This window comes from Pseudomonas sp. ADAK2, from assembly GCF_012935755.1.
GTDB lineage: Bacteria > Pseudomonadota > Gammaproteobacteria > Pseudomonadales > Pseudomonadaceae > Aquipseudomonas.
The window spans coordinates 4,671,977-4,694,730 of record NZ_CP052862.1 but is presented as its reverse complement, the minus strand read 5'-3'; the positions used below and the strand labels follow the sequence as shown (position 1 = coordinate 4,694,730).

Annotated in this window: 22 protein-coding genes; 11 read left to right on the top strand and 11 right to left on the bottom strand. The window is 59.7% G+C overall.

What is annotated here, in order from left to right; translation table 11 throughout:
* Positions 1-11: 11 nt before the first annotated feature.
* The 5 genes from gmk to HKK52_RS21460 all read left to right on the top strand — a co-directional run bounded on the left by gmk (position 12) and on the right by HKK52_RS21460 (position 4,427).
* Positions 12-632, top strand: a complete 621-nt coding sequence (gene gmk, locus HKK52_RS21480) for a guanylate kinase (protein ID WP_169372491.1) — start codon at positions 12-14, stop codon at positions 630-632.
* Positions 633-799: 167 nt separating this feature from the next.
* Positions 800-1,063 carry a DNA-directed RNA polymerase subunit omega gene (gene rpoZ, locus HKK52_RS21475; RefSeq protein ID WP_007894670.1) on the top strand — a complete coding sequence of 88 codons (264 nt, stop codon included), beginning with the start codon at positions 800-802 and terminating at the stop codon, positions 1,061-1,063.
* Positions 1,064-1,120: 57 nt separating this feature from the next.
* On the top strand, positions 1,121-3,226 hold the full coding sequence (gene spoT, locus HKK52_RS21470; RefSeq protein ID WP_169372490.1) for a bifunctional GTP diphosphokinase/guanosine-3',5'-bis pyrophosphate 3'-pyrophosphohydrolase: 2,106 nt from the start codon (positions 1,121-1,123) through the stop codon (positions 3,224-3,226).
* A gap of 24 nt (positions 3,227-3,250) precedes the next feature.
* Positions 3,251-3,631, top strand: a complete 381-nt coding sequence (locus HKK52_RS21465; protein ID WP_003229509.1) for a RidA family protein — start codon at positions 3,251-3,253, stop codon at positions 3,629-3,631.
* Between the two features lie 55 nt (positions 3,632-3,686).
* Positions 3,687-4,427, top strand: coding sequence for a hypothetical protein (locus tag HKK52_RS21460; protein ID WP_169372489.1), 741 nt, complete (start codon positions 3,687-3,689; stop codon positions 4,425-4,427).
* Positions 4,428-4,562: 135 nt separating this feature from the next.
* Here HKK52_RS21460 and HKK52_RS21455 read toward each other — a convergent pair whose 3' ends face one another.
* Positions 4,563-5,417, bottom strand: a complete 855-nt coding sequence (locus tag HKK52_RS21455) for an SDR family oxidoreductase (protein ID WP_169372488.1) — start codon at positions 5,415-5,417, stop codon at positions 4,563-4,565.
* A gap of 189 nt (positions 5,418-5,606) precedes the next feature.
* Between HKK52_RS21455 and exbB the strand changes: the two genes are divergently transcribed.
* The 6 genes from exbB to HKK52_RS21425 all read left to right on the top strand — a co-directional run bounded on the left by exbB (position 5,607) and on the right by HKK52_RS21425 (position 12,522).
* Positions 5,607-6,581 carry a tonB-system energizer ExbB gene (exbB, locus tag HKK52_RS21450; RefSeq protein ID WP_169372487.1) on the top strand — a complete coding sequence of 325 codons (975 nt, stop codon included), beginning with the start codon at positions 5,607-5,609 and terminating at the stop codon, positions 6,579-6,581.
* 6 nt (positions 6,582-6,587) lie between these two features.
* The gene (exbD, locus tag HKK52_RS21445) at positions 6,588-7,016 is read left to right on the top strand and encodes a TonB system transport protein ExbD (protein WP_008150131.1); all 429 of its coding nucleotides are present in this window, start codon (positions 6,588-6,590) and stop codon (positions 7,014-7,016) included.
* Positions 7,013-7,762: an energy transducer TonB family protein gene (locus tag HKK52_RS21440; RefSeq protein ID WP_133835383.1), complete on the top strand. Its 750-nt coding sequence runs from the start codon at positions 7,013-7,015 to the stop codon at positions 7,760-7,762. The genes exbD and HKK52_RS21440 overlap by 4 nt, the downstream gene beginning before the upstream one ends.
* 266 nt (positions 7,763-8,028) lie before the next feature.
* Entirely contained in the window at positions 8,029-8,958 is a 930-nt protein-coding gene (locus HKK52_RS21435; RefSeq protein WP_123408680.1) for a hydrogen peroxide-inducible genes activator, read from the top strand.
* Between the two features lie 9 nt (positions 8,959-8,967).
* A complete protein-coding gene (recG, locus tag HKK52_RS21430) occupies positions 8,968-11,043 on the top strand; it encodes an ATP-dependent DNA helicase RecG (RefSeq protein WP_169372486.1) in 2,076 nt (691 codons plus the stop codon).
* 78 nt (positions 11,044-11,121) lie between these two features.
* Entirely contained in the window at positions 11,122-12,522 is a 1,401-nt protein-coding gene (locus HKK52_RS21425) for an aminoacyl-tRNA deacylase and HDOD domain-containing protein (protein WP_169372485.1), read from the top strand.
* A gap of 89 nt (positions 12,523-12,611) precedes the next feature.
* On the opposite strand, the gene HKK52_RS21420 is transcribed toward HKK52_RS21425, so the two are convergent.
* The 10 genes from HKK52_RS21420 to HKK52_RS21375 all read right to left on the bottom strand — a co-directional run bounded on the left by HKK52_RS21420 (position 12,612) and on the right by HKK52_RS21375 (position 22,752).
* The gene (locus HKK52_RS21420) at positions 12,612-13,988 is read right to left on the bottom strand and encodes a hypothetical protein (protein ID WP_169372484.1); all 1,377 of its coding nucleotides are present in this window, start codon (positions 13,986-13,988) and stop codon (positions 12,612-12,614) included.
* A 145-nt stretch (positions 13,989-14,133) separates the two neighbouring features.
* Complete coding sequence (locus tag HKK52_RS21415; RefSeq protein WP_169372483.1) at positions 14,134-14,520, bottom strand: helicase; 387 nt, start codon at positions 14,518-14,520, stop codon at positions 14,134-14,136.
* A 163-nt stretch (positions 14,521-14,683) separates the two neighbouring features.
* Positions 14,684-15,283 carry a lysozyme inhibitor LprI family protein gene (locus tag HKK52_RS21410; protein WP_169372482.1) on the bottom strand — a complete coding sequence of 200 codons (600 nt, stop codon included), beginning with the start codon at positions 15,281-15,283 and terminating at the stop codon, positions 14,684-14,686.
* Positions 15,280-17,001 (bottom strand): tetratricopeptide repeat protein, encoded by a 1,722-nt coding sequence (locus HKK52_RS32675; RefSeq protein WP_237150589.1) that lies wholly within the window; start codon positions 16,999-17,001, stop codon positions 15,280-15,282. Before HKK52_RS32675 ends, HKK52_RS21410 begins: the two co-directional genes overlap by 4 nt.
* Positions 16,998-17,483: a hypothetical protein gene (locus tag HKK52_RS21400; RefSeq protein WP_311201393.1), complete on the bottom strand. Its 486-nt coding sequence runs from the start codon at positions 17,481-17,483 to the stop codon at positions 16,998-17,000. The genes HKK52_RS32675 and HKK52_RS21400 overlap by 4 nt, the downstream gene beginning before the upstream one ends.
* On the bottom strand, positions 17,470-18,024 hold the full coding sequence (locus HKK52_RS21395; protein ID WP_169372481.1) for a hypothetical protein: 555 nt from the start codon (positions 18,022-18,024) through the stop codon (positions 17,470-17,472). Before HKK52_RS21395 ends, HKK52_RS21400 begins: the two co-directional genes overlap by 14 nt.
* Before the next feature lie 51 nt (positions 18,025-18,075).
* Positions 18,076-18,558: a hypothetical protein gene (locus HKK52_RS21390; protein WP_169372480.1), complete on the bottom strand. Its 483-nt coding sequence runs from the start codon at positions 18,556-18,558 to the stop codon at positions 18,076-18,078.
* A gap of 87 nt (positions 18,559-18,645) precedes the next feature.
* Positions 18,646-18,924 (bottom strand): hypothetical protein, encoded by a 279-nt coding sequence (locus HKK52_RS21385; RefSeq protein ID WP_169372479.1) that lies wholly within the window; start codon positions 18,922-18,924, stop codon positions 18,646-18,648.
* Positions 18,921-20,309, bottom strand: coding sequence for a tetratricopeptide repeat protein (locus tag HKK52_RS21380; RefSeq protein WP_169372478.1), 1,389 nt, complete (start codon positions 20,307-20,309; stop codon positions 18,921-18,923). Before HKK52_RS21380 ends, HKK52_RS21385 begins: the two co-directional genes overlap by 4 nt.
* 7 nt (positions 20,310-20,316) lie before the next feature.
* A complete protein-coding gene (locus HKK52_RS21375) occupies positions 20,317-22,752 on the bottom strand; it encodes an alpha/beta fold hydrolase (protein WP_169372477.1) in 2,436 nt (811 codons plus the stop codon).
* Positions 22,753-22,754: the final 2 nt, after the last annotated feature.

Here is a 22,754-nt window from a genome sequence, read left to right as displayed (position 1 = left end):
GCCACCCCGACATGACCCACAGCACCGGCACCCTGTACATCATTTCCGCCCCTTCGGGCGCGGGCAAGAGCAGCCTGGTCAAGGCCCTGACCGACTCCGACCCGGAGATTCGCGTCTCGGTTTCCCACACCACCCGCGCTATGCGCCCCGGTGAAGTGGACGGCGTGAACTATCACTTCGTCTCGCGCGAAGCGTTTGTGAAGATGGGCGAACACGGCGACTTCCTGGAGCGCGCCGAAGTGTTCGGCAACCTCTACGGCACCTCGCAAAGCCACTTGCAGCAGACCCTGGACGCAGGCCACGACCTGATCCTGGAAATCGACTGGCAAGGCGCCGAGCAAGTGCGCAAGTTGATGCCACAAGCCCGCTCGATCTTCATTCTGCCGCCGTCCCTGGAAGCCTTGCACCAGCGCCTGACCAATCGCGGCCAGGACAGCGACGAGATCATCGACGGCCGGATGCGTGAAGCCGTCAGCGAGATGAGCCACTACGTCGACTACGACTACCTGATCATCAACGACGATTTTGCCCACGCCCTGCACGACCTGAAGGCGATTTTCCGTGCAAATCAGCTGCATCAGAAGCGTCAGCAGCAGCGTAACGGAAAACTTTTGGCTGAATTGCTCGGCTAAACAGCTCTTCCCAAAACCGCTGCAAGGGCTTTACATTGGCACTTGCAGCGCGTCGAAGGGCTTGGTCAAAAAATCAGCGCTTCCCTAATCGCTGGTGATTTTTTAAACTGTTGAGTCCGCTCGCCCAACCGGGCAGCGCGCATATTGCATTCGCTCCGAGGAATACCATGGCCCGCGTAACCGTTGAAGACTGCCTGAACCACGTGGAAAACCGTTTTGAGCTGGTCATGCTGTCCACCAAACGTGCCCGTCAACTGGCCACCGGCGGCAAAGAGCCACTGGTTCAGTGGGAAAACGACAAGCCTACCGTTGTAGCGCTGCGTGAAATCGCTGAAGGCCTGATGAGCTATGAGTTCATCGCCAATGCTGAAATCGTCGAAGACGAACCGCTGTTCGCAGCGTTCGAGGACGAGTCCAACGAGGCCGTCTAAGCCTATGCCTGGTCGACGTAGCACGGCGCGGGGTCACAGCGAACGGCAGGAGTCATCATGCCGAGCATAGACGCCCTCGCCGATCGCTTATCGACCTACCTCGGCAAGGACCAGGTCAACCTGGTCCGCCGAGCGTATTTCTACGCCGAACAAGCCCACGACGGCCAACGCCGCCGCAGCGGCGAGGCGTACGTCACGCATCCTCTTGCGGTGGCGAATATTCTTGCCGACATGCACATGGACCATCAGAGTTTGATGGCGGCGATGCTGCATGACGTGATCGAAGACACCGGGATTGCCAAGGAAGCGCTGCAAGCGCAGTTCGGCGAAACCGTGGCCGAACTGGTCGATGGGGTCAGCAAACTGACCCAGATGAACTTCGAGACCAAAGCCGAAGCCCAGGCCGAAAACTTCCAGAAAATGGCCATGGCCATGGCCCGCGACATTCGCGTGATCCTGGTCAAGCTGGCCGACCGCCTGCACAACATGCGCACGCTGGAAGTGCTGTCCGGCGAAAAACGCCGACGCATCGCCAAGGAAACCCTGGAAATCTATGCGCCCATCGCCAACCGGCTGGGCATGCACGCCATCCGCATAGAATTCGAAGACCTCGGCTTCAAGGCCATGCACCCGATGCGTTCCGCGCGGATCAACCAGGCCGTCAAGCGCGCCCGGGGCAACCGCAAGGAAATCGTCAACAAGATCGAAGAGTCCCTGAGCCACTGCCTGGCGATTGATGAAATCCAGGGCGAAGTCAGCGGGCGCCAGAAACACCTCTACGGCATCTACAAGAAAATGCGCGGCAAGCGTCGGGCCTTCAACGAAATCATGGACGTCTACGCGTTCCGGATCATCGTCGACAAGGTCGATACCTGCTACCGCGTGCTGGGTGCTGTGCATAATTTGTACAAACCGTTGCCGGGTCGCTTCAAGGATTACATCGCGATCCCCAAGGCCAACGGCTATCAGTCGCTGCACACCACGCTGTTCGGCATGCACGGTGTACCGATCGAGATCCAGATCCGCACCCGTGAAATGGAAGAGATGGCCAACAACGGCATCGCTGCCCATTGGCTGTACAAATCCAGCGGCGACGAGCAGCCCAAAGGCACTCACGCCCGCGCCCGCCAGTGGGTAAAAGGCGTGCTGGAAATGCAGCAACGCGCCGGCAACTCGCTGGAATTCATCGAAAGCGTGAAGATCGACCTGTTCCCGGACGAGGTCTACGTGTTCACGCCTAAAGGCCGGATCATGGAGCTGCCCAAAGGCTCCACGGCGGTCGATTTCGCCTACGCGGTGCACACCGATGTCGGCAACAGCTGCATCGCCTGCCGGATCAATCGTCGTCTCGCACCGCTGTCCGAACCGCTGCAAAGCGGTTCCACGGTCGAGATCGTCAGCGCCCCCGGTGCACGGCCGAACCCGGCGTGGCTCAACTTCGTGGTCACCGGCAAGGCACGCACGCACATCCGCCACGCGCTGAAACTGCAACGCCGCTCCGAATCCATCAGCCTCGGCGAACGCCTGCTGAACAAAGTGCTCAACGGCTTCGACAGCACCCTGGAAAAAGTCCCGGCCGAGCGCGTCAAGGCGATGCTCACCGAATACCGCCTGGAACTGATCGAAGACTTGCTCGAAGACATCGGTCTGGGCAACCGCATGGCCTATGTGGTCGCCCGCCGCCTGCTGGGCGAAGGCGAACAACTGCCGAGCGCCGAAGGTCCGCTGGCGATTCGCGGTACCGAAGGCCTGGTGCTCAGCTACGCCAAATGTTGCACGCCGATCCCGGGCGACCCGATTGTCGGGCACCTGTCCGCGGGCAAAGGCATGGTTGTGCACCTGGACAACTGCCGCAACATCAGCGAAATCCGCCACAACCCGGAAAAATGCATCCAGCTCTCGTGGGCCAAGGATGTCACCGGCGAATTCAACGTCGAGCTGCGCGTCGAACTGGAACATCAGCGCGGCCTGATCGCCCTGTTGGCCAGCAGCGTCAACGCGGCCGACGGCAATATCGAAAAAATCAGCATGGACGAACGCGATGGTCGCATCAGCGTGGTCCAACTGGTGGTCAGCGTGCACGACCGTGTGCACCTGGCCCGCGTGATCAAGAAACTGCGCGCCTTGACCGGGGTGATTCGCATCACCCGCATGCGCGCGTAGCCCATCCATTACAAGGAGTCATTCATGACCAAGACTGTTATCACCAGCGACAAAGCCCCGGCCGCCATCGGCACTTATTCCCAGGCGATCAAGGCTGGCAATACCGTCTACATGTCGGGTCAGATTCCCCTGGACCCAAAAACCATGGAACTGGTCGAAGGCTTCGAAGCCCAGACCGTCCAGGTGTTCGAGAACCTCAAGGCCGTGGCTGAAGCCGCCGGCGGTTCGTTCAAGGACATCGTCAAACTGAACATCTTCCTCACCGACCTGAGCCACTTCGCCAAGGTCAACGAGATCATGGGCAAATACTTTGACCAACCCTACCCTGCCCGCGCCGCCATCGGCGTTGCAGCCCTGCCAAAGGGTTCGCAGGTAGAAATGGACGCTATTCTGGTCATCGAGTAACACATCCGGCGCAGCCTCCCAGGCTGCGCCGTTTTCGTTTTGAAAGGATTCCACCATGCGCAAAGCGCTTGCCCTCTCCTTGCTCGCCGTTTTCCTCGGCGGCTGCGCCAGCAATCCTGCCGACAGTGATATCAGCGGCACCTGGATCAACCAGGTGGCCATCGATGCTGCCTCCAAGGGCGGCCCTCTGCGCGAAGCGCTCCAGGCATACGGTCCGAACCTGGAATGGGACGTCAACACCAAGGCCAACCAGGCCCGCTACACCAACGGTTTTGAAAACGTCGAAGGCAAGTTGCTGGCCGATGAGTCCGGCGCCTGGAAAGTCGACTTCTATGGCAGCTCCGCCAGCGAGTTGCGACGCGACGGCAAGCAATTGAGCCAGGTCGCGAACGACAACGAACCCGCGCAAGTCTTCGACCGTGCCTTGATTCCGGTCCCGGAAGGCGCGCCGATTGGCGCCAGCTTCGAACGCGCGCTGTACACGGCCTACATGGGCGGCAGCTGGTCCATCGTCAACGGTCAGGGTGAAGGCAGCACCGTGCAATTTCAGGCGGATGGCCAAGTGGCCGGCCTGCCAGGCGCGGATCGTTATGCCCTGTGCCTGGCGGGTGATTGCGCGTCGATGAGCGGCGGCAACGACAATATGTGGCTGCAGCAGAACGGCCAGGGCAACACCTGGATCTTTGCGCGTAAAGGCAAGGAACTGGAGATTTTTCAGGCTGTGAACACGGCGCAGGCGGATGAAATGCCTCAGTTCACGCCGGGTGATCGCAAGTGGTTGCTGGAAAAGCAGTAAGACCAACGCAAAACCAATTGTAGGAGCGCGGCTTGCCCGCGAAAGCGATGTAACAGTCAACATAGAGGTTGGATGTTATGACGCCTTCGCGGGCAAACCTCGCTCCTACAGTTGTTTTGGGGTATTTGAAAAGTATCAGCGGCCTTCGAGAATGGCAGCGTAGCCTTCGCGATAACTCGGATACTTTGGTGCCCAGCCCAGCGCTTTCGCCCGGGCATTACTGCAACGCTTGCTACCCGTGCGGCGCACGCTCTCGTCCTCGGCCCACTCGGTCACGCCCAGATACTCACGCAACCAGCCCACCACTTCCGCCAGTGGCGCAGGCGCGTCGTCGACACCTATATAGACGTCATCCAGCACCGTCCCTCGCTGATCCGCCTCCAGCAAATGCGCCATCAACCCCGCCGCGTCGTCCGAGTGAATGCGGTTGCCATACAGCGGCGGATCAACAGCCACGCGATAACCGCGACGAACCTGAGTCAGCAGAAACTCTCGGCCCGGCCCGTAGATCCCGGTCAAACGCACGATGCTCGCCGGGATTCCGCTATTGAGTGCAATCTGCTCGGCTTCCAGCATCACCCGCCCTGAATAGCCCGCTGCCACGGTCGGCGAATTCTCGTCGACCCATTCGCCCTCTTGCTGGCCATAAACACTGCTGCTGGACACGAATAGCAGCCGATTGGGCACTTGCCCATAGTCACCGAGCCACTCCAGCACGTGCTGCAAACCCTGAATATAAGCGGCGCGGTAACCGGCCTCATCGTGATCGGTGGCTGCCGCGCAATACACGAGGTAATCCACCGCACCGATTGGCCAGGTGTCCGGGCAGTCTTTATTGAACAGGTCGCCGGCAACGCCAATCACACCTTCAGGCAGGCGCGAGACATCACGCCGCAAGCCGTGAACCTCCCACCCCAAAGCTAGCAATTGCGTGGCCAGACGACTGCCGACATCACCGCAGCCGGCGATCAAAACAGATGGCGCGGACATCAGAAAACTCCCTCAGGAAAGGTACAGACTAGCGCCCGTATAGGACGAGCGGCTAGCAATGGAGGAAAAAAAGAGACGCTATTACTTCTGTTAACAAGAATTACTTGCAATAATGCCGACCACTTTTGTTCTCGGCCTTACGAGGCCTGGAAGAACATTTACCCTATTTTTCTCTCAGGTCCGGCCAGCATGACACGCAATCAATTCCCCGCTTCGCCAACCAAACGACCTCGCGCCTGGAGCGCTGTGGCCGCCCTGCTGCTCAGCCTGATGCTGGCGCCTGTCGCCGCTTTCGCTGATGCACAAGCGCCAGCCACCCCGGCCGCCGCCGCTGCGCCAGCCCCGGCTGATCATGCCGCTCCCGCCGTAGCACCTGCCGCAACTGACCCAGCCCAGGCCGTGGATGCCAACGCCGAAAACGCGCCAGAAGTCCTCGAACCTGACAACTCCCTGGGCATGGCCCACGACCTGTCGCCATGGGGCATGTACCAGAACGCCGATATTATCGTGAAAATCGTGATGATCGGCCTGGCCATCGCCTCGATCATCACCTGGACCATCTGGATCGCCAAGGGCTTCGAGCTGATGGGCGCCAAGCGTCGTCTGCGCACCGAAATCGTCCACCTGAAAAAAGCCACCACCCTTAAAGAAGCCAGCGTCACCGCGACCAAGCAAGGCACCCTCGCCCATCTGCTGGTCCACGACGCCCTGGAAGAAATGCGCTTGTCGGCCAACAGCCGCGAGAAAGAAGGCATCAAGGAACGTGTCGCCTTCCGTCTTGAGCGTCTGGTTGCCGCCTGCGGTCGCAACATGAGCAGCGGCACCGGCGTACTCGCCACCATCGGCTCCACCGCGCCATTCGTGGGTCTGTTCGGCACCGTGTGGGGCATCATGAACAGCTTCATCGGCATCGCCAAAACCCAGACCACCAACCTCGCCGTAGTCGCTCCCGGCATCGCCGAAGCCCTGCTGGCCACCGCGCTGGGCCTGGTTGCCGCGATCCCTGCCGTGGTCATCTACAACGTTTTCGCCCGCTCCATCGCCGGTTACAAGGCGCAGGTGTCGGACGCCTCTGCTGAAGTCCTGTTGCTGGTCAGCCGTGATCTGGATCACCTGCCGACCGCTGAGCGCTCCACGCAACCCCACGTGGTCAAAGTAGGGTAATCAGCCATGGGCTTGCATTTGAAAGAAGGCGCAGACGACGATCTGGCCGAGAACCACGAAATCAACGTCACACCGTTTATCGACGTGATGCTGGTGCTGTTGATCATCTTCATGGTGGCCGCGCCGTTGGCCACCGTGGACATCAAGGTCGATCTGCCGGCCTCCAGCGCCAAACCGGCGCCACGGCCAGAGAAACCGGTATTCCTCAGCGTAAAAGCTGACCAGCGCCTGTTCCTCGGTGAAGACGAAGTGAAGGCCGAAGCACTCGGCGCCACCCTCGACGCCAGGACCAAGGGCAAGAAAGACACGACGATCTTCTTCCAGGCCGATAAAGGCGTGGATTACGGCGACCTGATGAGCGTGATGGACAACCTGCGCTCCGCCGGTTACCTGAAGGTGGGTCTGGTCGGGCTTGAGACGGCAGTCAAGAAATGATCACGACGCGCCATAAGCTGACGCGTTACAGCGGGAGCCTGGCCGTGGTGCTGGGCGTCCATGCGCTGGCCATTGCGCTGGCGGTGAACTGGACGGCGCGTCCGCCGATCGAGTTGCCTCCACAGGCAATGATGGTCGAGTTGGCGCCGGTCCCGGCCCCGCCACCGCCGGCACCGCCGAAGGTCATCACGCCGCCGCAGCCACCGGCTCCGGTGGAAGAGCTGCCGATCCCGAAACTGGCGGAAGTGCCGAAGGCCGAGATCGCCGTGCCGAAACCGGTCAAACCCAAGCCCAAGCCGCAACCGCCCAAGCCGGTGGAGAAAAAGCCGGAGCCGCCGAAGGAAAAACCGTCCGAGGAAAAACCGAGCGACGCGCAACCGACCCAGGCCCCGACCGAGAAATCCGCACAGCCAGCGCCGGGGCCGTCGCCCGCGCAGCAGGCCGCCAAGGCCAGTTGGCAAGGCACCCTGCTCGCTCACTTGGCCAAGTACAAAAAGTACCCGGCCAGTGCCCAGTCCCGGGGCAAGGAAGGGCTGAACCGTCTGCGCTTTGTGGTCGATGCTGAAGGCAATGTGTTGTCGTTCGAACTGGTAGGCCGTTCCGGCAACGCCGATCTGGACCGGGCGACCCTGGACATGATCAAACGTGCCCAGCCGCTGCCCAAGCCACCGGCCGACATGCTGAACAACGGCTCGATCGAAATCGTTGCACCGTTTGTTTATTCACTGGAAAAACGCCGGCGCTAAACAACACACGGCACCTGTAGGAGCGAAGCTTGCTCGCGAAGAGGCCATCACATCCAACATCCATGTTGGCTGATAAACCGCTTTCGCGAGCAAGCTTCGCTCCTACAGGGTTATGCAGCAGCCATAAAGGCACCGAAAGGTGCCTTTTGCCTATCCGCCAGCGGCAAACCCGAATTGCCCTGTGTCACTCAGCACACTCTCTCTGATAACGTGCGTCTATCGATTGCAGCCGGTATGCTTGGCCCGCAACTTCATGGACGCTCGCTATGACTCTTACAGAATTACGCTACATCGTTACCCTCGCCCAAGAGCAGCACTTCGGTCACGCGGCCGAGCGTTGCCACGTCAGCCAACCGACCCTGTCGGTGGGCGTGAAAAAGCTTGAAGACGAACTCGGTGTGCTGATTTTCGAGCGCAGCAAGAGCGCCGTGCGCCTGACCCCGGTCGGCGAAGGCATCGTGGCCCAGGCGCAAAAAGTCCTGGAGCAGGCCCAAGGCATTCGCGAACTGGCCCAGGCCGGCAAGAACCAGCTGACCGCGCCGCTGAAAGTCGGCGCGATCTACACCGTCGGCCCGTACCTGTTCCCGCACCTGATCCCGCAACTGCACCGCGTCGCCCCGCAGATGCCGTTGTACATCGAAGAAAACTTCACCCACGTGCTGCGCGACAAACTGCGCAACGGCGAGCTCGACGCGATCATCATCGCCCTGCCGTTCAACGAAGCCGACGTGCTCACCCTGCCGCTCTACGACGAGCCGTTCTACGTCCTGATGCCAGCCCAGCACCCGTGGACCCAGAAAGAAACCATCGACGCCGCCCTGCTCAACGACAAGAGCCTGCTGCTGCTCGGCGAAGGCCACTGCTTCCGCGATCAAGTGCTGGAAGCCTGCCCAACCCTGGGCAAAGGCAATGACGGCGCCAAACACACCACGGTCGAGTCCAGCTCCCTGGAAACCATCCGCCACATGGTCGCCTCCGGCCTAGGCATTTCGATCCTGCCGCTGTCGGCGGTGGACAGCCACCACTACGCCCCAGGCGTGATCGCCGTGCGCCCACTGTCGCCGCCGGTGCCGTTCCGCACCGTGGCCATCGCCTGGCGCGCCAGCTTCCCGCGGCCGAAGGCGATTGAAATCCTCGCTGACTCCATTCGCCTGTGCTCGGTGGCCAAGCCACAAGCGCCGGTGGTGGCCGGTTAAGTCGCTGCCATGACCGAGTTGTCGCAAGTGTCGGTGACGGCACTCAAGGGTGTCGGTGAAGCCATGGCCGAGAAATTGGCCAAGGTCGGCCTGGAGAATCTCCAGGACGTGCTGTTTCACCTGCCGCTGCGCTATCAGGACCGCACCCGAGTGGTCCCGATCGGTCACTTGCGACCCGGTCAGGATGCCGTGATCGAAGGCACCGTCAGCGGCGCCGACGTGGTCATGGGCCGTCGTCGCAGCCTCGTGGTGCGGATTCAAGATGGCACCGGCGGCCTCAGCCTGCGCTTCTACCATTTCAGCAACGCCCAGAAAGAAGGCCTGAAACGCGGCACGCGGATTCGCTGCTACGGCGAAGCACGGCCCGGGGCGTCGGGACTGGAAATCTACCACCCGGAATACCGCGCCATCACCGGTGACGAACCGCCGCCCGTGGATGAAACCCTGACCCCGGTTTACCCGCTGACCGAAGGCCTGACCCAACAGCGTCTGCGCCAACTGTGCATGCAAACCCTGACCCTGCTCGGCCCCAGCAGCCTGCCCGACTGGCTGCCGACCGAACTGGCCCGGGACTATCAACTGGCGCCGCTGGCCGACGCGATCCGCTACCTGCATCACCCGCCCGCCGATGCCGACGTCGACGAACTCGCCCTCGGCCATCACTGGGCCCAGCATCGCTTGGCTTTCGAAGAACTGCTGACCCATCAACTGTCCCAGCAGCGTCTGCGCGAAAGCATGCGTTCCCTGCGCGCGCCGGCGATGCCCAAAGCCACCAAGCTGCCAGCCAAGTACCTGGCCAATCTCGGCTTCACGCCGACTGGCGCCCAGCAACGGGTCGGCAACGAAATCGCCTACGACCTCAGTCAGCACGAACCGATGCTGCGCCTGATCCAGGGCGACGTCGGCGCCGGCAAGACCGTGGTCGCCGCCCTGGCCGCGTTGCAAGCGCTGGAGGCGGGTTATCAGGTTGCCTTGATGGCGCCGACCGAGATCCTCGCCGAGCAGCACTTCATCACCTTCAAGCGCTGGCTCGAACCGCTGGGCATCGAAGTCGCGTGGCTGGCCGGCAAGCTCAAGGGCAAGAACCGCGTCGCCGCGCTCGAGCAGATCGCCAACGGTGCGCCGATGGTGGTCGGCACCCACGCCTTGTTCCAGGAAGAAGTGCAGTTCAAGAACCTGGCCCTGGCGATCATCGACGAACAACACCGCTTCGGCGTCCAGCAGCGTCTGGCGCTGCGGCAGAAAGGCGTTGGCGGACGGATGTGTCCGCATCAACTGATCATGACCGCCACGCCGATTCCACGGACGCTGGCCATGAGCGCTTACGCCGACCTTGATACTTCTATCCTCGACGAACTGCCGCCCGGTCGAACTCCGGTCAACACCGTGCTGGTCACCGATACCCGGCGCGTCGAAGTCATCGAGCGGGTGCGCGGTGCCTGCGCCGAAGGGCGGCAGGCGTATTGGGTCTGCACGCTGATCGAAGAATCCGAAGAGCTGACCTGCCAGGCCGCAGAAACCACTTACGAAGACCTCACTGCCGCCCTCGGCGAGTTGAAGGTCGGGTTGATTCACGGGCGCATGAAGCCTGTCGAGAAAGCCGCGGTCATGGCCGAATTCAAGGCCGGCAACCTGCAACTGCTGGTCGCCACCACGGTGATCGAAGTCGGCGTGGACGTGCCCAACGCCAGCCTGATGATCATCGAAAACCCCGAACGCCTCGGTCTGGCGCAACTGCACCAGTTGCGCGGTCGTGTCGGTCGGGGCAGCGCCGCCAGTCACTGTGTGCTGCTTTATCATCCGCCGCTGTCACAGATCGGTCGCCAACGCCTGGGCATCATGCGCGAAACCAACGACGGTTTTGTCATCGCCGAAAAAGACCTCGAACTGCGCGGCCCCGGTGAAATGCTCGGCACGCGCCAGACCGGGCTCCTGCAATTCAAGGTCGCGGACCTGATGCGCGACGCCGATCTACTGCCGGCCGTGCGCGATGCGGCGCAGGCGCTGCTGGAACGCTGGCCCGATCATGTCAGCCCGTTACTCGATCGCTGGCTGCGCCACGGGCAGCAATACGGCCAAGTGTGAGCACTGTCGCAGTTTCTGGACCATGGGTTTAAACAAGGTGGTTATACTCCTGCCATTGTTTGCAAACGGATACAGACCATGACTGACGCTGCCCTCGTCCCCGAAACCCCGCACGCTCCGTCTGTAATTCGGCTACTGCTCGGCAAGTTGGGCATCGCCTACGAAGAAGTCCTCGACCATCACGGCCTCAACGCCGCGCGTAAAGTGCAGGCGGTTTTGCTGGATGATGCGGTCGGCGCGCTCATGGTGCTGTTCCCGCAGAGTCAGTTGCTGGACCTCAATCGCCTCGCCGAACTGACGGGCCGCCGACTGACTGCCGTCTCGACCGAACGCCTGGAGAAGATGCTCGGCAAACACAGCCTGAGCCTGCTGCCCGGCCTGCCGGCGCTGACCAGTTCGCCCTGCCTGTACGAAGAAAGCCTGCTGCGCGAACCAAAGTTGCTGATCAACTCCGGCGAGCCGAATGTGTTGCTGGAAATCACCAGCGAAGCCTTCAAGAGCATGCTGACCAAGGCCAGTGCCGCCAATTTCGGCGAAGCCCTGACCAGCATCCGCCCGAACCTCGACCGCCCCGATGATGACCGCGAGGAAATCACCCAGGCCGTTCAGGCGTTCACCGCGCGACGCATCCAGCAACGCCTGGAAGCCACCATCGAAATTCCACCGCTGGCCGAAACCGCGCAGAAAATCATCAAACTGCGGGTCGACCCCAACGCCACCATCGACGACATCACCGGCGTCGTCGAAACCGACCCGGCCCTGGCCGCGCAAGTCGTGAGCTGGGCCGCGTCGCCGTACTACGCCTCGCCGGGCAAGATTCGTTCGGTGGAAGATGCGATCGTCCGTGTGCTCGGCTTCGACCTGGTGATCAACCTGGCCCTGGGCCTGGCCCTCGGCAAGACCTTGAGCCTGCCGAAAGACCACCCGCAACACACCACGCCGTACTGGCAGCAATCGATCTACACCGCCGCCGTCATCGAAGGCCTGACCCGCGCCATGCCCCGGGCCCAGCGCCCGGAAGCCGGCCTGACCTACCTCGCCGGGCTGCTGCACAACTTCGGCTACCTGCTGCTGGCCCACGTCTTCCCGCCGCACTTCTCGCTGATCTGCCGCCACCTGGAGGTCAACCCGCACCTGTGCCACAGCTATGTCGAGCAACACTTGCTGGGCATCAGCCGCGAACAGATCGGTTCCTGGTTGATGCGTTATTGGGATATGCCGGATGAGCTGGCCACCGCGCTACGCTTCCAGCACGACCCGGGTTATGACGGCGCGTATGCCGAGTACCCGAACCTGGTGTGCCTGGCCGTGCGTTTGCTACGCAGTCGCGGGATTGGCTCGGGGCCGGATGAAGACATCCCCGATGCGCTGCTGGAGCGCGTAGGTTTGACTCGCGACAAGGCCAACGACGTGGTCAGCAAAGTGCTTGAAGCCGAAGTGCTGCTGCGCGAACTCGCCTCGCAATTCACCCAGGCCTGAAAGCTTCGCGGGCAAGCCTCGCTCCTACGGATCACCTAATCCTGTAGGAGCAAGGCTTGCCCGCGAAGAATCCAACTCGATCTAATGCCCTACCCCAGATAACGCAGGATATTCCCCGGCAACGGCTGCGGACCAAAGGCAACATAACCGCACACCACAATCTTGTTGTCTGGCATCACCACACTTCCCCGGAAGATATCGATCGCTCTCTCATCGTTGAACTCAACCCAGCCACCCTCTCCAAATGCAGGATCCAATGTGCCGTCAAGCCGGTAGCGCGCTGCGATCAATGCGCTCTTATCCCCCAGAGAACCGCTACCTGCTTGTCCTGCCACAATAATGGCGATCACGTTCCCTTGCTGATCCTTCTGGAAAGCACTCCGTCGCCACGACGCCCCATGCTCCGGAAACTCGGAGATCAGAGGACGTCCGTTATTGAAGACGATGTTGAAGCTGCCACTGGGATTCAAAACAACAATCAGTCCTTTACGCTTGCGGTCCGCCTCTGCCGAACCTGTCGCGATAATTCCGCCGTCCGGGCGCAAGGTCATTGAGCCAAGATCAAGCCACTGATCCTTATCGACAATCGTCACAACCCCGTCTTTGTTGTCGCCATAGTCTTTATCAACGTTGCCATTCTGGTCATATCGAATCACATAGGCGTCGGGCCATTCACCTTCGCTTTCCCTAGCAAAATCCCCACACACCAGTACTTTACCGTCCTCCTGAACCGCCACGCCGGAAGCGTAATTCCAGTAATGGCTGATTTTTTTCTCTTCGACCAGCAAGAAGCCTTTCCCGGCAAAAGTTTCATCCAGAGAGCCGTCCTGATTCAATCGCAGCACAATCCCTCTGGAATAGTTGAAGGCAAACATCACAGTACTGACCAAGAGAATTTTGCCATCCACCTGGCTGACCACAGAAACACCGGCGTCCTGCGCTCCTTCGGAGACTTTTACAGCGTAATTGCCGGCCTGACGCTGGGCCATAAGCTTGGCGCCCGCCCCTGCTTTCGGCCCCAGAAGCTCATAGATATTGATCAGGACCTTGCCATCTTTTTTCTCACCGAAGGAGGTGTCCAGACGACCATCCTGAAGCTGCCGTACCACAGCGAGCTCCTCCCCGCGAACCGGATGCTCCGCCATACCGGTGATCAGCCATCCGCCATTGGCCTGTGGACGCAAATTACTCGGCGAAAACCAGGTACCGTCAGCGAAAGGGATTTCGACAATACCGTGACGGCCAAACGACGTATCGAGTGAACCGTCTTCATGCAGCCGAGCCACTTTCGCCGGCGATTCCTGATTGATCGTTGTACCCAAAGCGACGAGCAACTGGTTCCCGGGGAGAGGAAGGATTGCGCCTGGGATGCTGCCAACAACATCATGAAATGGCGTCGAAACTACACCATCATGTCCAAAAGCAGGGTCGAGGGTTCCTGCTGCTTTAACTTTTGACTGATTCATAACCGCGCTCCATCGTGGGTAGGTCCGGCAAGGGACATCGACCCCAGTGAAGCACGGAGACATACATAAAAACGCCTGTCAGAAATAACAGATCAGCCGTCTTTTAAAGCCATATCACTGGCTTTTTGAGCCGTCGCTTTGCTACTTAACGATTGGCTACCACCTTCTTTTTCGGCTTCAAATACTTGGTCAACCCCTGGAACCAGATCACCAGCGCCGGGTTGCCCTTGATCTGAATCGACTTGTCCTGAATCCCCGTCATAAACGCCAACTGCTTGTTCTTCGCCTGCATCGTGGCAAAGCCATACGCCGCGTCTTTAAAGGCAATCGCAAACGCCGGCTCGGCATACATGCCGGACTTGCTGGTGATGCGCTGATCCTTCACCCGGAAATGCCGCGCCACTTTCCCGTCCAGGGTCTGTAGCTGAAACACCAGTTCCTTGTCGCCCAACTGCTGTTGAAACGCAGGATTAGTCCGACTGGCCTTACCCATCAACAAACCCAGCATCCACAGAAGAAAACGAAATTTCATGCGCACAGCCTCAAATAAAAATGAACGGCCGGCGCAGTGTAGCGGCTTCAGACGATATCGACACTATTGCCTTGTGTTTGCAGAAGATGATGCGGTTTTTGCTGTCAATGACTGCCAAGTCACGCTTTTCAATTGAAGATATGAACGCCTCCACGGTCCACGATCAACGATTGATCGGCAATTGAAAACGCATCCGCTGCCCGCATAGATCCAGGTCTTCTCGGAACAGACCGTAAGCCATCTCACAATGGCCTGCCACGTAGTGCTGCCAAATCGGATCAACCAGCACCTCGCCTGCCAGACGTTCCGCCGCTGCCTCCTTCGTCATGGCCTTGTCCTTACCCACCATCGCCAGAGTTGCGTTGTAGAAACCATCGTTGGTCATTCCTGTCTGCAAATAGATCAATTCGTTCAACCGGCCATTGGTGGTGTGCAGCAAACAGGACCACTTTTTGAGTGCCGCCGTCTCACCCGCCTCAGCCTTTTGATAAAGCGTTTCGCAGTATTCCTCCTTGAACTTCACCCAACTGCGCTGCACATCAACCAACAACTTCCTGTTGTCCGGGGCCAAGCTGGCCTGCGCTTTTTTGTATTGATCGTTCAATGCCGCGTCGAGTGAATCGAAGATTTCTTGACTGCAGATCAACCAATCCGGCGTCTCAAAACTGTCGACATTGCAGTTCGGCTGGGCGAAAGCCGAGAACATGGACGCCGCCAGGACCACGCCTGCGAAATTCACAAACGCCTTCTTGCATCCGTTCATTCCACCACTCCACTGCTACGCTCAGCCACCCGCGCAGGAATCTTTAACGCCTTGCCCGCGTCGGTCATCAACGCGGCGTATTTCTTGTAAGCCTGCGCCGCCAGCGCTTTATTCTTCAGGCCCCAGTAACTGTCCGCGAGGTTCAGATAAGCCACGGTACGCGTGGGATTTCGGGCAATCACGGCGTCCAGCAACTCGATGGACTCTTGGTAATAACCTGTTTCACCCAATAGAAACCCCACGTCGTTAGACCAGCCGGGTAACTGAGGAAAGTCATACTTTTGCGCGATGTAGTTGTCCGGATCGCATTGACCTGCGTTGTCGTACATCAGGAAGCTTCCCATCACCTCCAAGACCGCTCCGGTCTGCCCTTTTCGATACAGCGCCAACGCCTTGTCGAGCTGTTCCGCGACGTCCGTCATCATCAATTTTTTGTAATCGCCGCCCGCTTGAATGCGCAACTCAGACAACTGCTCAAACAGCTTGCGGCCATCGAAAGATGCCAAAGACATTTCTCCGATCAGGCTTTTGGGGACTTCTTCAACACTGACAAGCGAGTGATCACAGGACTCGTTGTTGACCACCTGCAATACGTTTTTCAGCTCGAACTGCCTGGAGTTTTTGTTGTAGCGAAACACCAGGTTGAAGTTATAAACGGCGTTATCTTCTTCGCTGCTGACCAGTACAAGGGCGTTCCCGGCTTCGGCAGAGGACTGCTTGACCGACACGGTGTCACCTTGCAGATCGATGACCTTCAGCACGCCAGCCGGGTTGTTGATGATGTGGACGCTGAAGATGTCACTCATGGCCGAGGAGTATTGGCTCTTGATCAACGGCAATGCTTTGGTGGTATCCAGCAGGATGTCGTTGCCGGCGCCGTGTTCAGGTGTGATCTGCAGGCGGCGGAAGTCTGCCCCGACATCACCGGACAGCACAGATACGTTTTGACGGGATGCGTCACCCAATAAACTGGCCTGTTGCTGTTTGATCACTGTTGGCGAGTTGGAACTGGGTTGCGTGACCTTGCCCGTACTTTGCGAAGCCGTTTCTTTCAAGGGCAGCGCGCAGCCGGAATCACACGCCAACTTCAAAAGCTCAGGCTCGTCCGTCCCCTCGAACACATAAGTTGCCGCGCCATTGCGTTGTCCGTCGCTGTACACCGGCACACTGACCGCCAGCGAACCGGCCTTCGAAGAGGCCGGAGTTTGATCCGCAACCGTTACCACGCTAGCTTCAACGTCTTTGCAAAGGGCTTCGGTGGCCGAATCCAAGAGTCCCCGCCCCGCCTGCGCGCCCAACTTCGCGCTGACCGCACGGCAGTCATAGCCATGCCAGTAAGGGCCCGATTGCATCGAGATATCCTGGGAAAAAATATAGAGATGGTTCAGGACGACTTCTTTGCCGTCATAACTGAAGACCACCCAACGGCGAGATTTAGCGGAAGAGTAATTCTCACTGTCCAGAATGTACTGCCTGCCGAATCGATACAGCGAGTTGGTAAACATCGCGCCGGTATATTCCGCGTCGTCGAACAGTCGCTTTCCTGAGCTGGCATCTAAGATGTAGCCGTCAGCGTCCAGGGCCAATGAACAACTGCCGGGCGCCTTGCCATAAGGCTCACAGCGGGTTGCGTGCGAGAAAACCGACTCAGCAGCACCCGCGCCAAAGCTCAATAACACCATCAAGAACATTGAAATCTTCAAGGTAAACAGCTTCACCACTGACACCCCTTCTCAGCAGAAGTCTCAATCAACGGGTGATGATCAAACTCAAACCGTTTCTTGGTTTTGGCATTGGTGTAGGACATGCCGTAAATCAGCGCACCTTGGCGAACCATGACGTATTCACCCGTGACGGCGCCGCCCACGACTTCGACCCATGTAGTGGTGAACTGAAGAGGCCGGCCCTCGGCCATTTCTTCTTGCTCGGTACGTTTGAACACCAGCGGGATCGACTCTTTAGACGTCCCATACTTGGCCCCCGCCCCGCTCCACTTGGCGGCCTCATCACGGTAGATCCTGAACTCCAGTTTTATGTTTTTGCCTTCCAGGGATTTAAAACAGTCAATTTCCGTTCCCACTTCGCTGTGAGCGAATGCGGGGAAGGCCAGCAACATCAGCGTCAATAACTTTTTCAATGACAACTCCCTTGTTTTGACCAATCCCGCACCCTTGCGTCCCGCCCGATCAAGGCTGCCCATAAGTAATCCTTTTTACCGCCGGGCTTTCCTCGCGAAGGTCTTTCGCGGTCACGCCGTAGGCTTTGATCAACGCTTCAGATGAGCCTTTGGAGCCAAACGACCGGTAAGCATTGCTGTAGGCATACATTTCCAACTTGCCCGCCGTTGAGTAATAACCGTGCCATTCCGGGCAAGCGTTACAACCGCCGTAGCCACCAATGGCGACCAGGCTGCCCTTGGTTCCTTTGAGGCAATCCATCGCCACCACCACATTGGCCAACATCGGCGTGGTTGCGCCGGCGGTGGTCAATTGGGATACCCGGCCGATTTGGCGTCGGAGCACTTTGCCGTTGATGTTAATGGTCTGGTCGGAGCACACCGGGAGCAGGTGTTCTTGATCGTTCTGCACCGTCACCGACCGACAAGACGAAACCACTGCCACTTCGACGCCACCGCATTGCATGACATCGCGTTGGATGTAGGCATCCGATGGGGCGGCAAAAACTGCCAGTGTGAACAGCGCTGAAACACTACCCGCGAAAAACCTGATTAAGCGCTGCATCCCTTTCATCCTTGTCCGTTCTTCGAACCTGTCCAGTCGTTGCCGAATCGCTTAGGCGTCGGTGATTTTCAACAGCCGGAATTCGTTGTTCACAAACTCGTAATAGCGCGTTCGGTAGCGATTTTTCAGCTGTTTACCCTTCAGGTCTTCTTCGGTGTCGACGGTGATGCCGTAGACGATGATCAAGTTGCTGTCGGGCCGGTAGGACAGCGCCAGCGCGTTGCCGTCGTAGGCATTCGGCAGACCCGTGGCGATTTCGCCCGTCTGCGCATCCAGCATCTCGACACACATCGTGCTGCCGCCACAGCCCATCCGGTGCAGAACGTAGTGCCCGGCGAAATTGACCTTGCCGGCGAGGGCTTGTGCGCGATCTTTATCCATCCGTTGGTTGCTGTTTTCGTACGGCACCGGGGCGTGGTTTGGGCCGGCAAACACTTCGGTGACCTTGAAAACTTTGAAGGATGGCTCGGCGGCGAAGGATAAAGAGGTTGCACCGGCCAGGATGCAGCCCAATAAAATCGACAGTCCTTTCATGTTGTAACTCCTGAGCAATCCGATTACTCCCATTGGCAACCTTTCTCCAAAGAGACTTCAGTGGGTGCATAAAAAAATCCGTATTCCTTACCGCCATGGCCTGTCCGGGCTCACTTCTTCAGATTCGCTGTCGGTTAAAACCAGAGGAATCGCCACACCGGAGGAAGCGTACTTAACAAACCCTCCGTGCCATTTGTTCGTTTCGTCGTAATAGGTTCGCAGCTCGAAATTCACCGGGCTCGACTCACCTGTCCCAAAACAATAGATTTCCGACATCACCTCGCACTGAGCCGTCAACGGCAGCACGCCAATCACCAACAGCAGGCATCTTTTCACTTCAAATCCCTTGAAATAACCCGCCTTCAAATCGAAAAATCCTGCACTTCATCCAGTCCCCAACACCCCTCAAAACTGAACCGGTAAATCACCTGATAACCCGTATCCGGCTTTTGCAGTTTCACCGTCGCCGACGTGTCGCTCTTGTCCACGATCTCTAGCGTCAGCCCTTGCATCTCGCGCGCCTTCGCCTCGAGGATCAGCGGAAATACCAGTTCACTGCGATCCAGCAACGTGCTGACCTGCTGCGGCTCGGGCTCTGCATCCACCGTAATCAGCTTCTTCATCGGGACACGGGTGAAGGCTTTTTGACTGGCCGTGCTTTCCATGAAGTCGGCTAAAAACACTGAGAAATCCTGCGAAGGGCAAGCCAACGCCTGGGCTTGCTCGACCGGTTCCGGCATCAGGCAGGGCTTGGCCGGGTCAACCTGTATGCCTTGAGCGCTCAACTGCTCTGCGTGGGTGCGTGAATCTTCCTGCCCCATGTTGGCCGCCGCCAAGTAACAGGCCAGTGCCCGTTGCGAATCCTGAATGCCCAGGGTGCCACGCTGAAAGGCACTGCCAAGGTCGTTGAGCGCATAGGGCGCACCTTGCGCGGCAGACCTTTTCAGCGCCGCCAGGGATTTGGCCGGGTCGGCGCAAGGGCGCGGGTCGCCGTACTCGCCTTCGTCGCAATAAAACCCGGACAGCGCATGGCTGGCCTGGGCGAGCGTTCGGGAACCTTGCGTATAAAGCTCGAGAATTTTGCTGTTGTCCAGGCGCGGCGCCTGTCCCGAGAGGCTGACCGACGCGGCCGCATAAGCAGCCTGGTCGTTACCTTGGGCGGCACCGTCCAGGTAACTGTCCAGGGACGAAACATACAATTGCACATCGGCCGGATACCCCGACTCGTTCGTCAGCTTGTCATACAGCGCCCCTCGCTTGAGGGCGCGGGCACCCGGCGCAGCGCGCAGTTCCCCTTGTTGCTCGGACAGCACCTTTTCCAGCGACCAGTCTTCGACCCGCACCAATTTCCAGCAGTCGCCGAACTTGAACGTGAAGACCTTCAGCACTTCGCCTTTGCGGTCGCGGACGAACACATAGTTGGGCAACTGAACCTGCAAACTCAGCCCGGATTTCGCGATGTAATCCGCCGACAGCTCGGTCAACGATCGCGGCGCCAGCGTCGGCACCTGCCGTTGCACCACCCGGGGTTTCGACCCGGTGGAGACCACCGACAGCTCTATTACCGGCGAAGCGACAAAGGCTGGCTGCGTGTCCACATTCGCCGTAAACGCGGTGACGAACTCCGCAAAATTGGCGCTGGGGCATTGCACCGCACCCGACTCCGCCGCGAACGCCGCCGACGACATCACCAGCGCCAACCACACCAGGCACCCACGCTTCAAACCCGCCACTAGAGAATACCTTTTCATCAAAAAATCACTTCACCAACGTCAGCTCACCATCGCGATACAACACCTCACACCCCAGCCACGCCACGTCGACTTGAGGCAACACCGCCGAAGGTTTGCGCAGTTCACGCAACAAGGTCGAGCCGTGGGACAAGCGCCCGCCCATGCGCGCAATCACCGCTCGCGCCGCCTGGTAGTGCGCGTGGCGGCCGGGGTCCAGGGTGTCTTCGAGCAAAATGTCGTCGCCGAGAATGCCTTGTACCTGCCCCGGATAAATCATGAAACCCGTCGCCTGTTCGGCGCCTTCGCGCCCGTCCTGCCAGAAGCTGCCGTCGCGGCTGCGAATGTCTGGATGCGGCGCGAACCAATGCATTCGATCCGCCATCGGCATGGCGTGATGCAGGCGGAAGAACACCCGCATCAGGTTGTCGCGATACCACTCGCGCACTTGCAGGTAGTAACCGCGCAGCCCCGGCAGTCCGGTCGAATGGGCTACACGAATAAGCCCCGACCATTGCGGGAAGGCTTGCAACGGCAGATCGGTCGGCGCCGGGCGTGGCGTGGCGGGATCAGTTTCCCAGGGCAGTCGATGCGGGCTGTTTTCAAGGTCGTCATACGCTGTCGGCGGCCGGCCCAGCAGATCGCCGCCGCTGCTGGCCAGCGAGGTGGCGATGCATAGGTTGCCTTGAACCACGAACACATAGAACCGGGTGAACCAGTCGGCCAGTTGTTGGCCGTCAGCGCCTTGGGCGATCAGTCCGGACAGTTCGTCGTCGAAGCGGCGCAAGCGCTGTTCCAACTTCAGCAAATGCCCGCGCGCGATGCGCTGCATGCGCAGGAACAACGGCAACGAACGCAGCATTCGCAGCGGTCGCCACGGCAAGTGCGGTGTCGCGCCGCCGACTTCACCGGCATAGCTGCTGGCGGAAATGCCCCAGTCGGCCAGCCGCGCGAGAAACAGGTCGTTATTGATGTACGAAGCGCCGCCAAACACCGCGGTAAACGGCTCGTTATCCTGCAGCACCCGCGAATCCCAACGCGCCATGATCGCCGGAATACTCGCCGCCGCACGTCGCTGCGCGTACTCCACAAAAACACTCGGTTGTGGCGGCAGAATCTCGGCGATGTTGGCGGCGGTCAGGTGCCGACGCCAGCCGTAATCGCTGATCGGCCGGTATTGCAGCAACCAGAGTTGCTGGCCATCCCAAGCCCATTCGACGTCGCCGGGCACATAGTGAAAGACCCGCAACACGCCTTGCAGAAAGCGCCACAACAGATCCGCCGTCAGGCCATGGGAGGGCTTGAACGTGTCACTGCTCCACGAATCGCCGAGGCGGGAAATGATCGCGCGCTCGGGGCTGACCTGACCGTCGGCCAACGACTCGAGATGACCTTCAACCCACTCCAGTTCCACCGACAGATGCCGCACAAACCCGATCCCGGACACCTTGGGCGTGATGAAGCGCTGCACCACCACTTCTTCCACGCCCGCCGTGCTTAATTCGGCAATGCGCGCCGGCACGTTGGACGTCGGTTCGCGCAGGAACGTGGTGCTCAACCCGGCATTCGCCGCATCGGCCTGATCCTCGCCGTAACTGGAAGAGCGCACAGCCCAAGTGGCCTCCGGCTGGCTGGCAAGAAACGCCGGCAAACGCGGATCATCGCAATCGTTGAGCGACAGCGCCGGCGGCACCGCTTGCCCGGCCAATTCGGCCAGACGCAAGCGACCGCCCTTGGTGTGCGCGACGAATCCGCATTCACCCGATTCCAGCCACGCGGCGAACTCGGCCGGCGCGTCGATCCACGGGTAATGGCCCCAGCCGGTTTTCAGGCAGATCGTCAGATCTGCGCGAGCCAGAATCGCCGACCACGCGGCAGCTTGCGCGATGCCGAGCACGTTGTCCTGATCGCCCCACACCAGCTCGACCGGGTCGGTGATCCACTCCAACAGCGGCAACGCCGTGTCGGCGCGCACCAGGTCCCAGTGCGGCACAAACGCGCGGCAGCGTGCGTATCCGGCGCCCATGCGCTGGTACTGCGCGGGCGTCCAGGTCTGGTTGGAGAACTTGTGCGCGAACACGGCGGGTTTGTTGGACAGCAACCAGTGAATGGTCTTGCGAATCGGCAGCGGCGACATCAACGCCGGCAACCGTCGCTGCCACAAAAATGCGCCGACCGGCGCCAGCAACACGCTGCGGCAAAAGTGCCCCGGCTGACGTTGCAGCGCGTGCAACACCAGCAGCGCATTGACCCCGACCGCCATGATCGCGCTGCCTTCAACCGTCATCGCCAGCAACGCTTGAGCGTACGCCGTAAGGTCTTCGCACGGCGCCCGTGGATTGTTGCCGAACCCCGGCAGTTCCAGCGGCACCACGTGGTAGCGCTGAAGGTGCGGCAGCGCGTCATCCCACCATTCGGCGGCGCTACCGTTGCCGGCCAGCAGGTACATCACAGGCTTGCTCATGG

What these genes read in the sequence shown, in the direction of transcription:
- HKK52_RS21465 (WP_003229509.1), top strand. Translation starts at nt 3,251, where the DNA reads ATGACCAAGACTGTTATCACCAGCGACAAAGCCCCGGCCGCCATCGGC.
- HKK52_RS21375 (WP_169372477.1), bottom strand. Translation starts at nt 22,752, where the DNA reads ATGAGCAAGCCTGTGATGTACCTGCTGGCCGGCAACGGTAGCGCCGCC.
- gmk (WP_169372491.1), top strand. Translation starts at nt 12, where the DNA reads ATGACCCACAGCACCGGCACCCTGTACATCATTTCCGCCCCTTCGGGC.
- HKK52_RS21420 (WP_169372484.1), bottom strand. Translation starts at nt 13,988, where the DNA reads ATGAATCAGTCAAAAGTTAAAGCAGCAGGAACCCTCGACCCTGCTTTT.
- exbB (WP_169372487.1), top strand. Translation starts at nt 5,607, where the DNA reads ATGACACGCAATCAATTCCCCGCTTCGCCAACCAAACGACCTCGCGCC.
- HKK52_RS21460 (WP_169372489.1), top strand. Translation starts at nt 3,687, where the DNA reads ATGCGCAAAGCGCTTGCCCTCTCCTTGCTCGCCGTTTTCCTCGGCGGC.
- HKK52_RS21425 (WP_169372485.1), top strand. Translation starts at nt 11,122, where the DNA reads ATGACTGACGCTGCCCTCGTCCCCGAAACCCCGCACGCTCCGTCTGTA.
- HKK52_RS21380 (WP_169372478.1), bottom strand. Translation starts at nt 20,309, where the DNA reads ATGAAAAGGTATTCTCTAGTGGCGGGTTTGAAGCGTGGGTGCCTGGTG.
- HKK52_RS21440 (WP_133835383.1), top strand. Translation starts at nt 7,013, where the DNA reads ATGATCACGACGCGCCATAAGCTGACGCGTTACAGCGGGAGCCTGGCC.
- HKK52_RS21395 (WP_169372481.1), bottom strand. Translation starts at nt 18,024, where the DNA reads ATGCAGCGCTTAATCAGGTTTTTCGCGGGTAGTGTTTCAGCGCTGTTC.
- HKK52_RS21410 (WP_169372482.1), bottom strand. Translation starts at nt 15,283, where the DNA reads ATGAACGGATGCAAGAAGGCGTTTGTGAATTTCGCAGGCGTGGTCCTG.
- HKK52_RS21415 (WP_169372483.1), bottom strand. Translation starts at nt 14,520, where the DNA reads ATGAAATTTCGTTTTCTTCTGTGGATGCTGGGTTTGTTGATGGGTAAG.
- HKK52_RS21390 (WP_169372480.1), bottom strand. Translation starts at nt 18,558, where the DNA reads ATGAAAGGACTGTCGATTTTATTGGGCTGCATCCTGGCCGGTGCAACC.
- rpoZ (WP_007894670.1), top strand. Translation starts at nt 800, where the DNA reads ATGGCCCGCGTAACCGTTGAAGACTGCCTGAACCACGTGGAAAACCGT.
- HKK52_RS21455 (WP_169372488.1), bottom strand. Translation starts at nt 5,417, where the DNA reads ATGTCCGCGCCATCTGTTTTGATCGCCGGCTGCGGTGATGTCGGCAGT.
- HKK52_RS21400 (WP_311201393.1), bottom strand. Translation starts at nt 17,483, where the DNA reads ATGGGCAGCCTTGATCGGGCGGGACGCAAGGGTGCGGGATTGGTCAAA.
- exbD (WP_008150131.1), top strand. Translation starts at nt 6,588, where the DNA reads ATGGGCTTGCATTTGAAAGAAGGCGCAGACGACGATCTGGCCGAGAAC.
- spoT (WP_169372490.1), top strand. Translation starts at nt 1,121, where the DNA reads ATGCCGAGCATAGACGCCCTCGCCGATCGCTTATCGACCTACCTCGGC.
- recG (WP_169372486.1), top strand. Translation starts at nt 8,968, where the DNA reads ATGACCGAGTTGTCGCAAGTGTCGGTGACGGCACTCAAGGGTGTCGGT.
- HKK52_RS21435 (WP_123408680.1), top strand. Translation starts at nt 8,029, where the DNA reads ATGACTCTTACAGAATTACGCTACATCGTTACCCTCGCCCAAGAGCAG.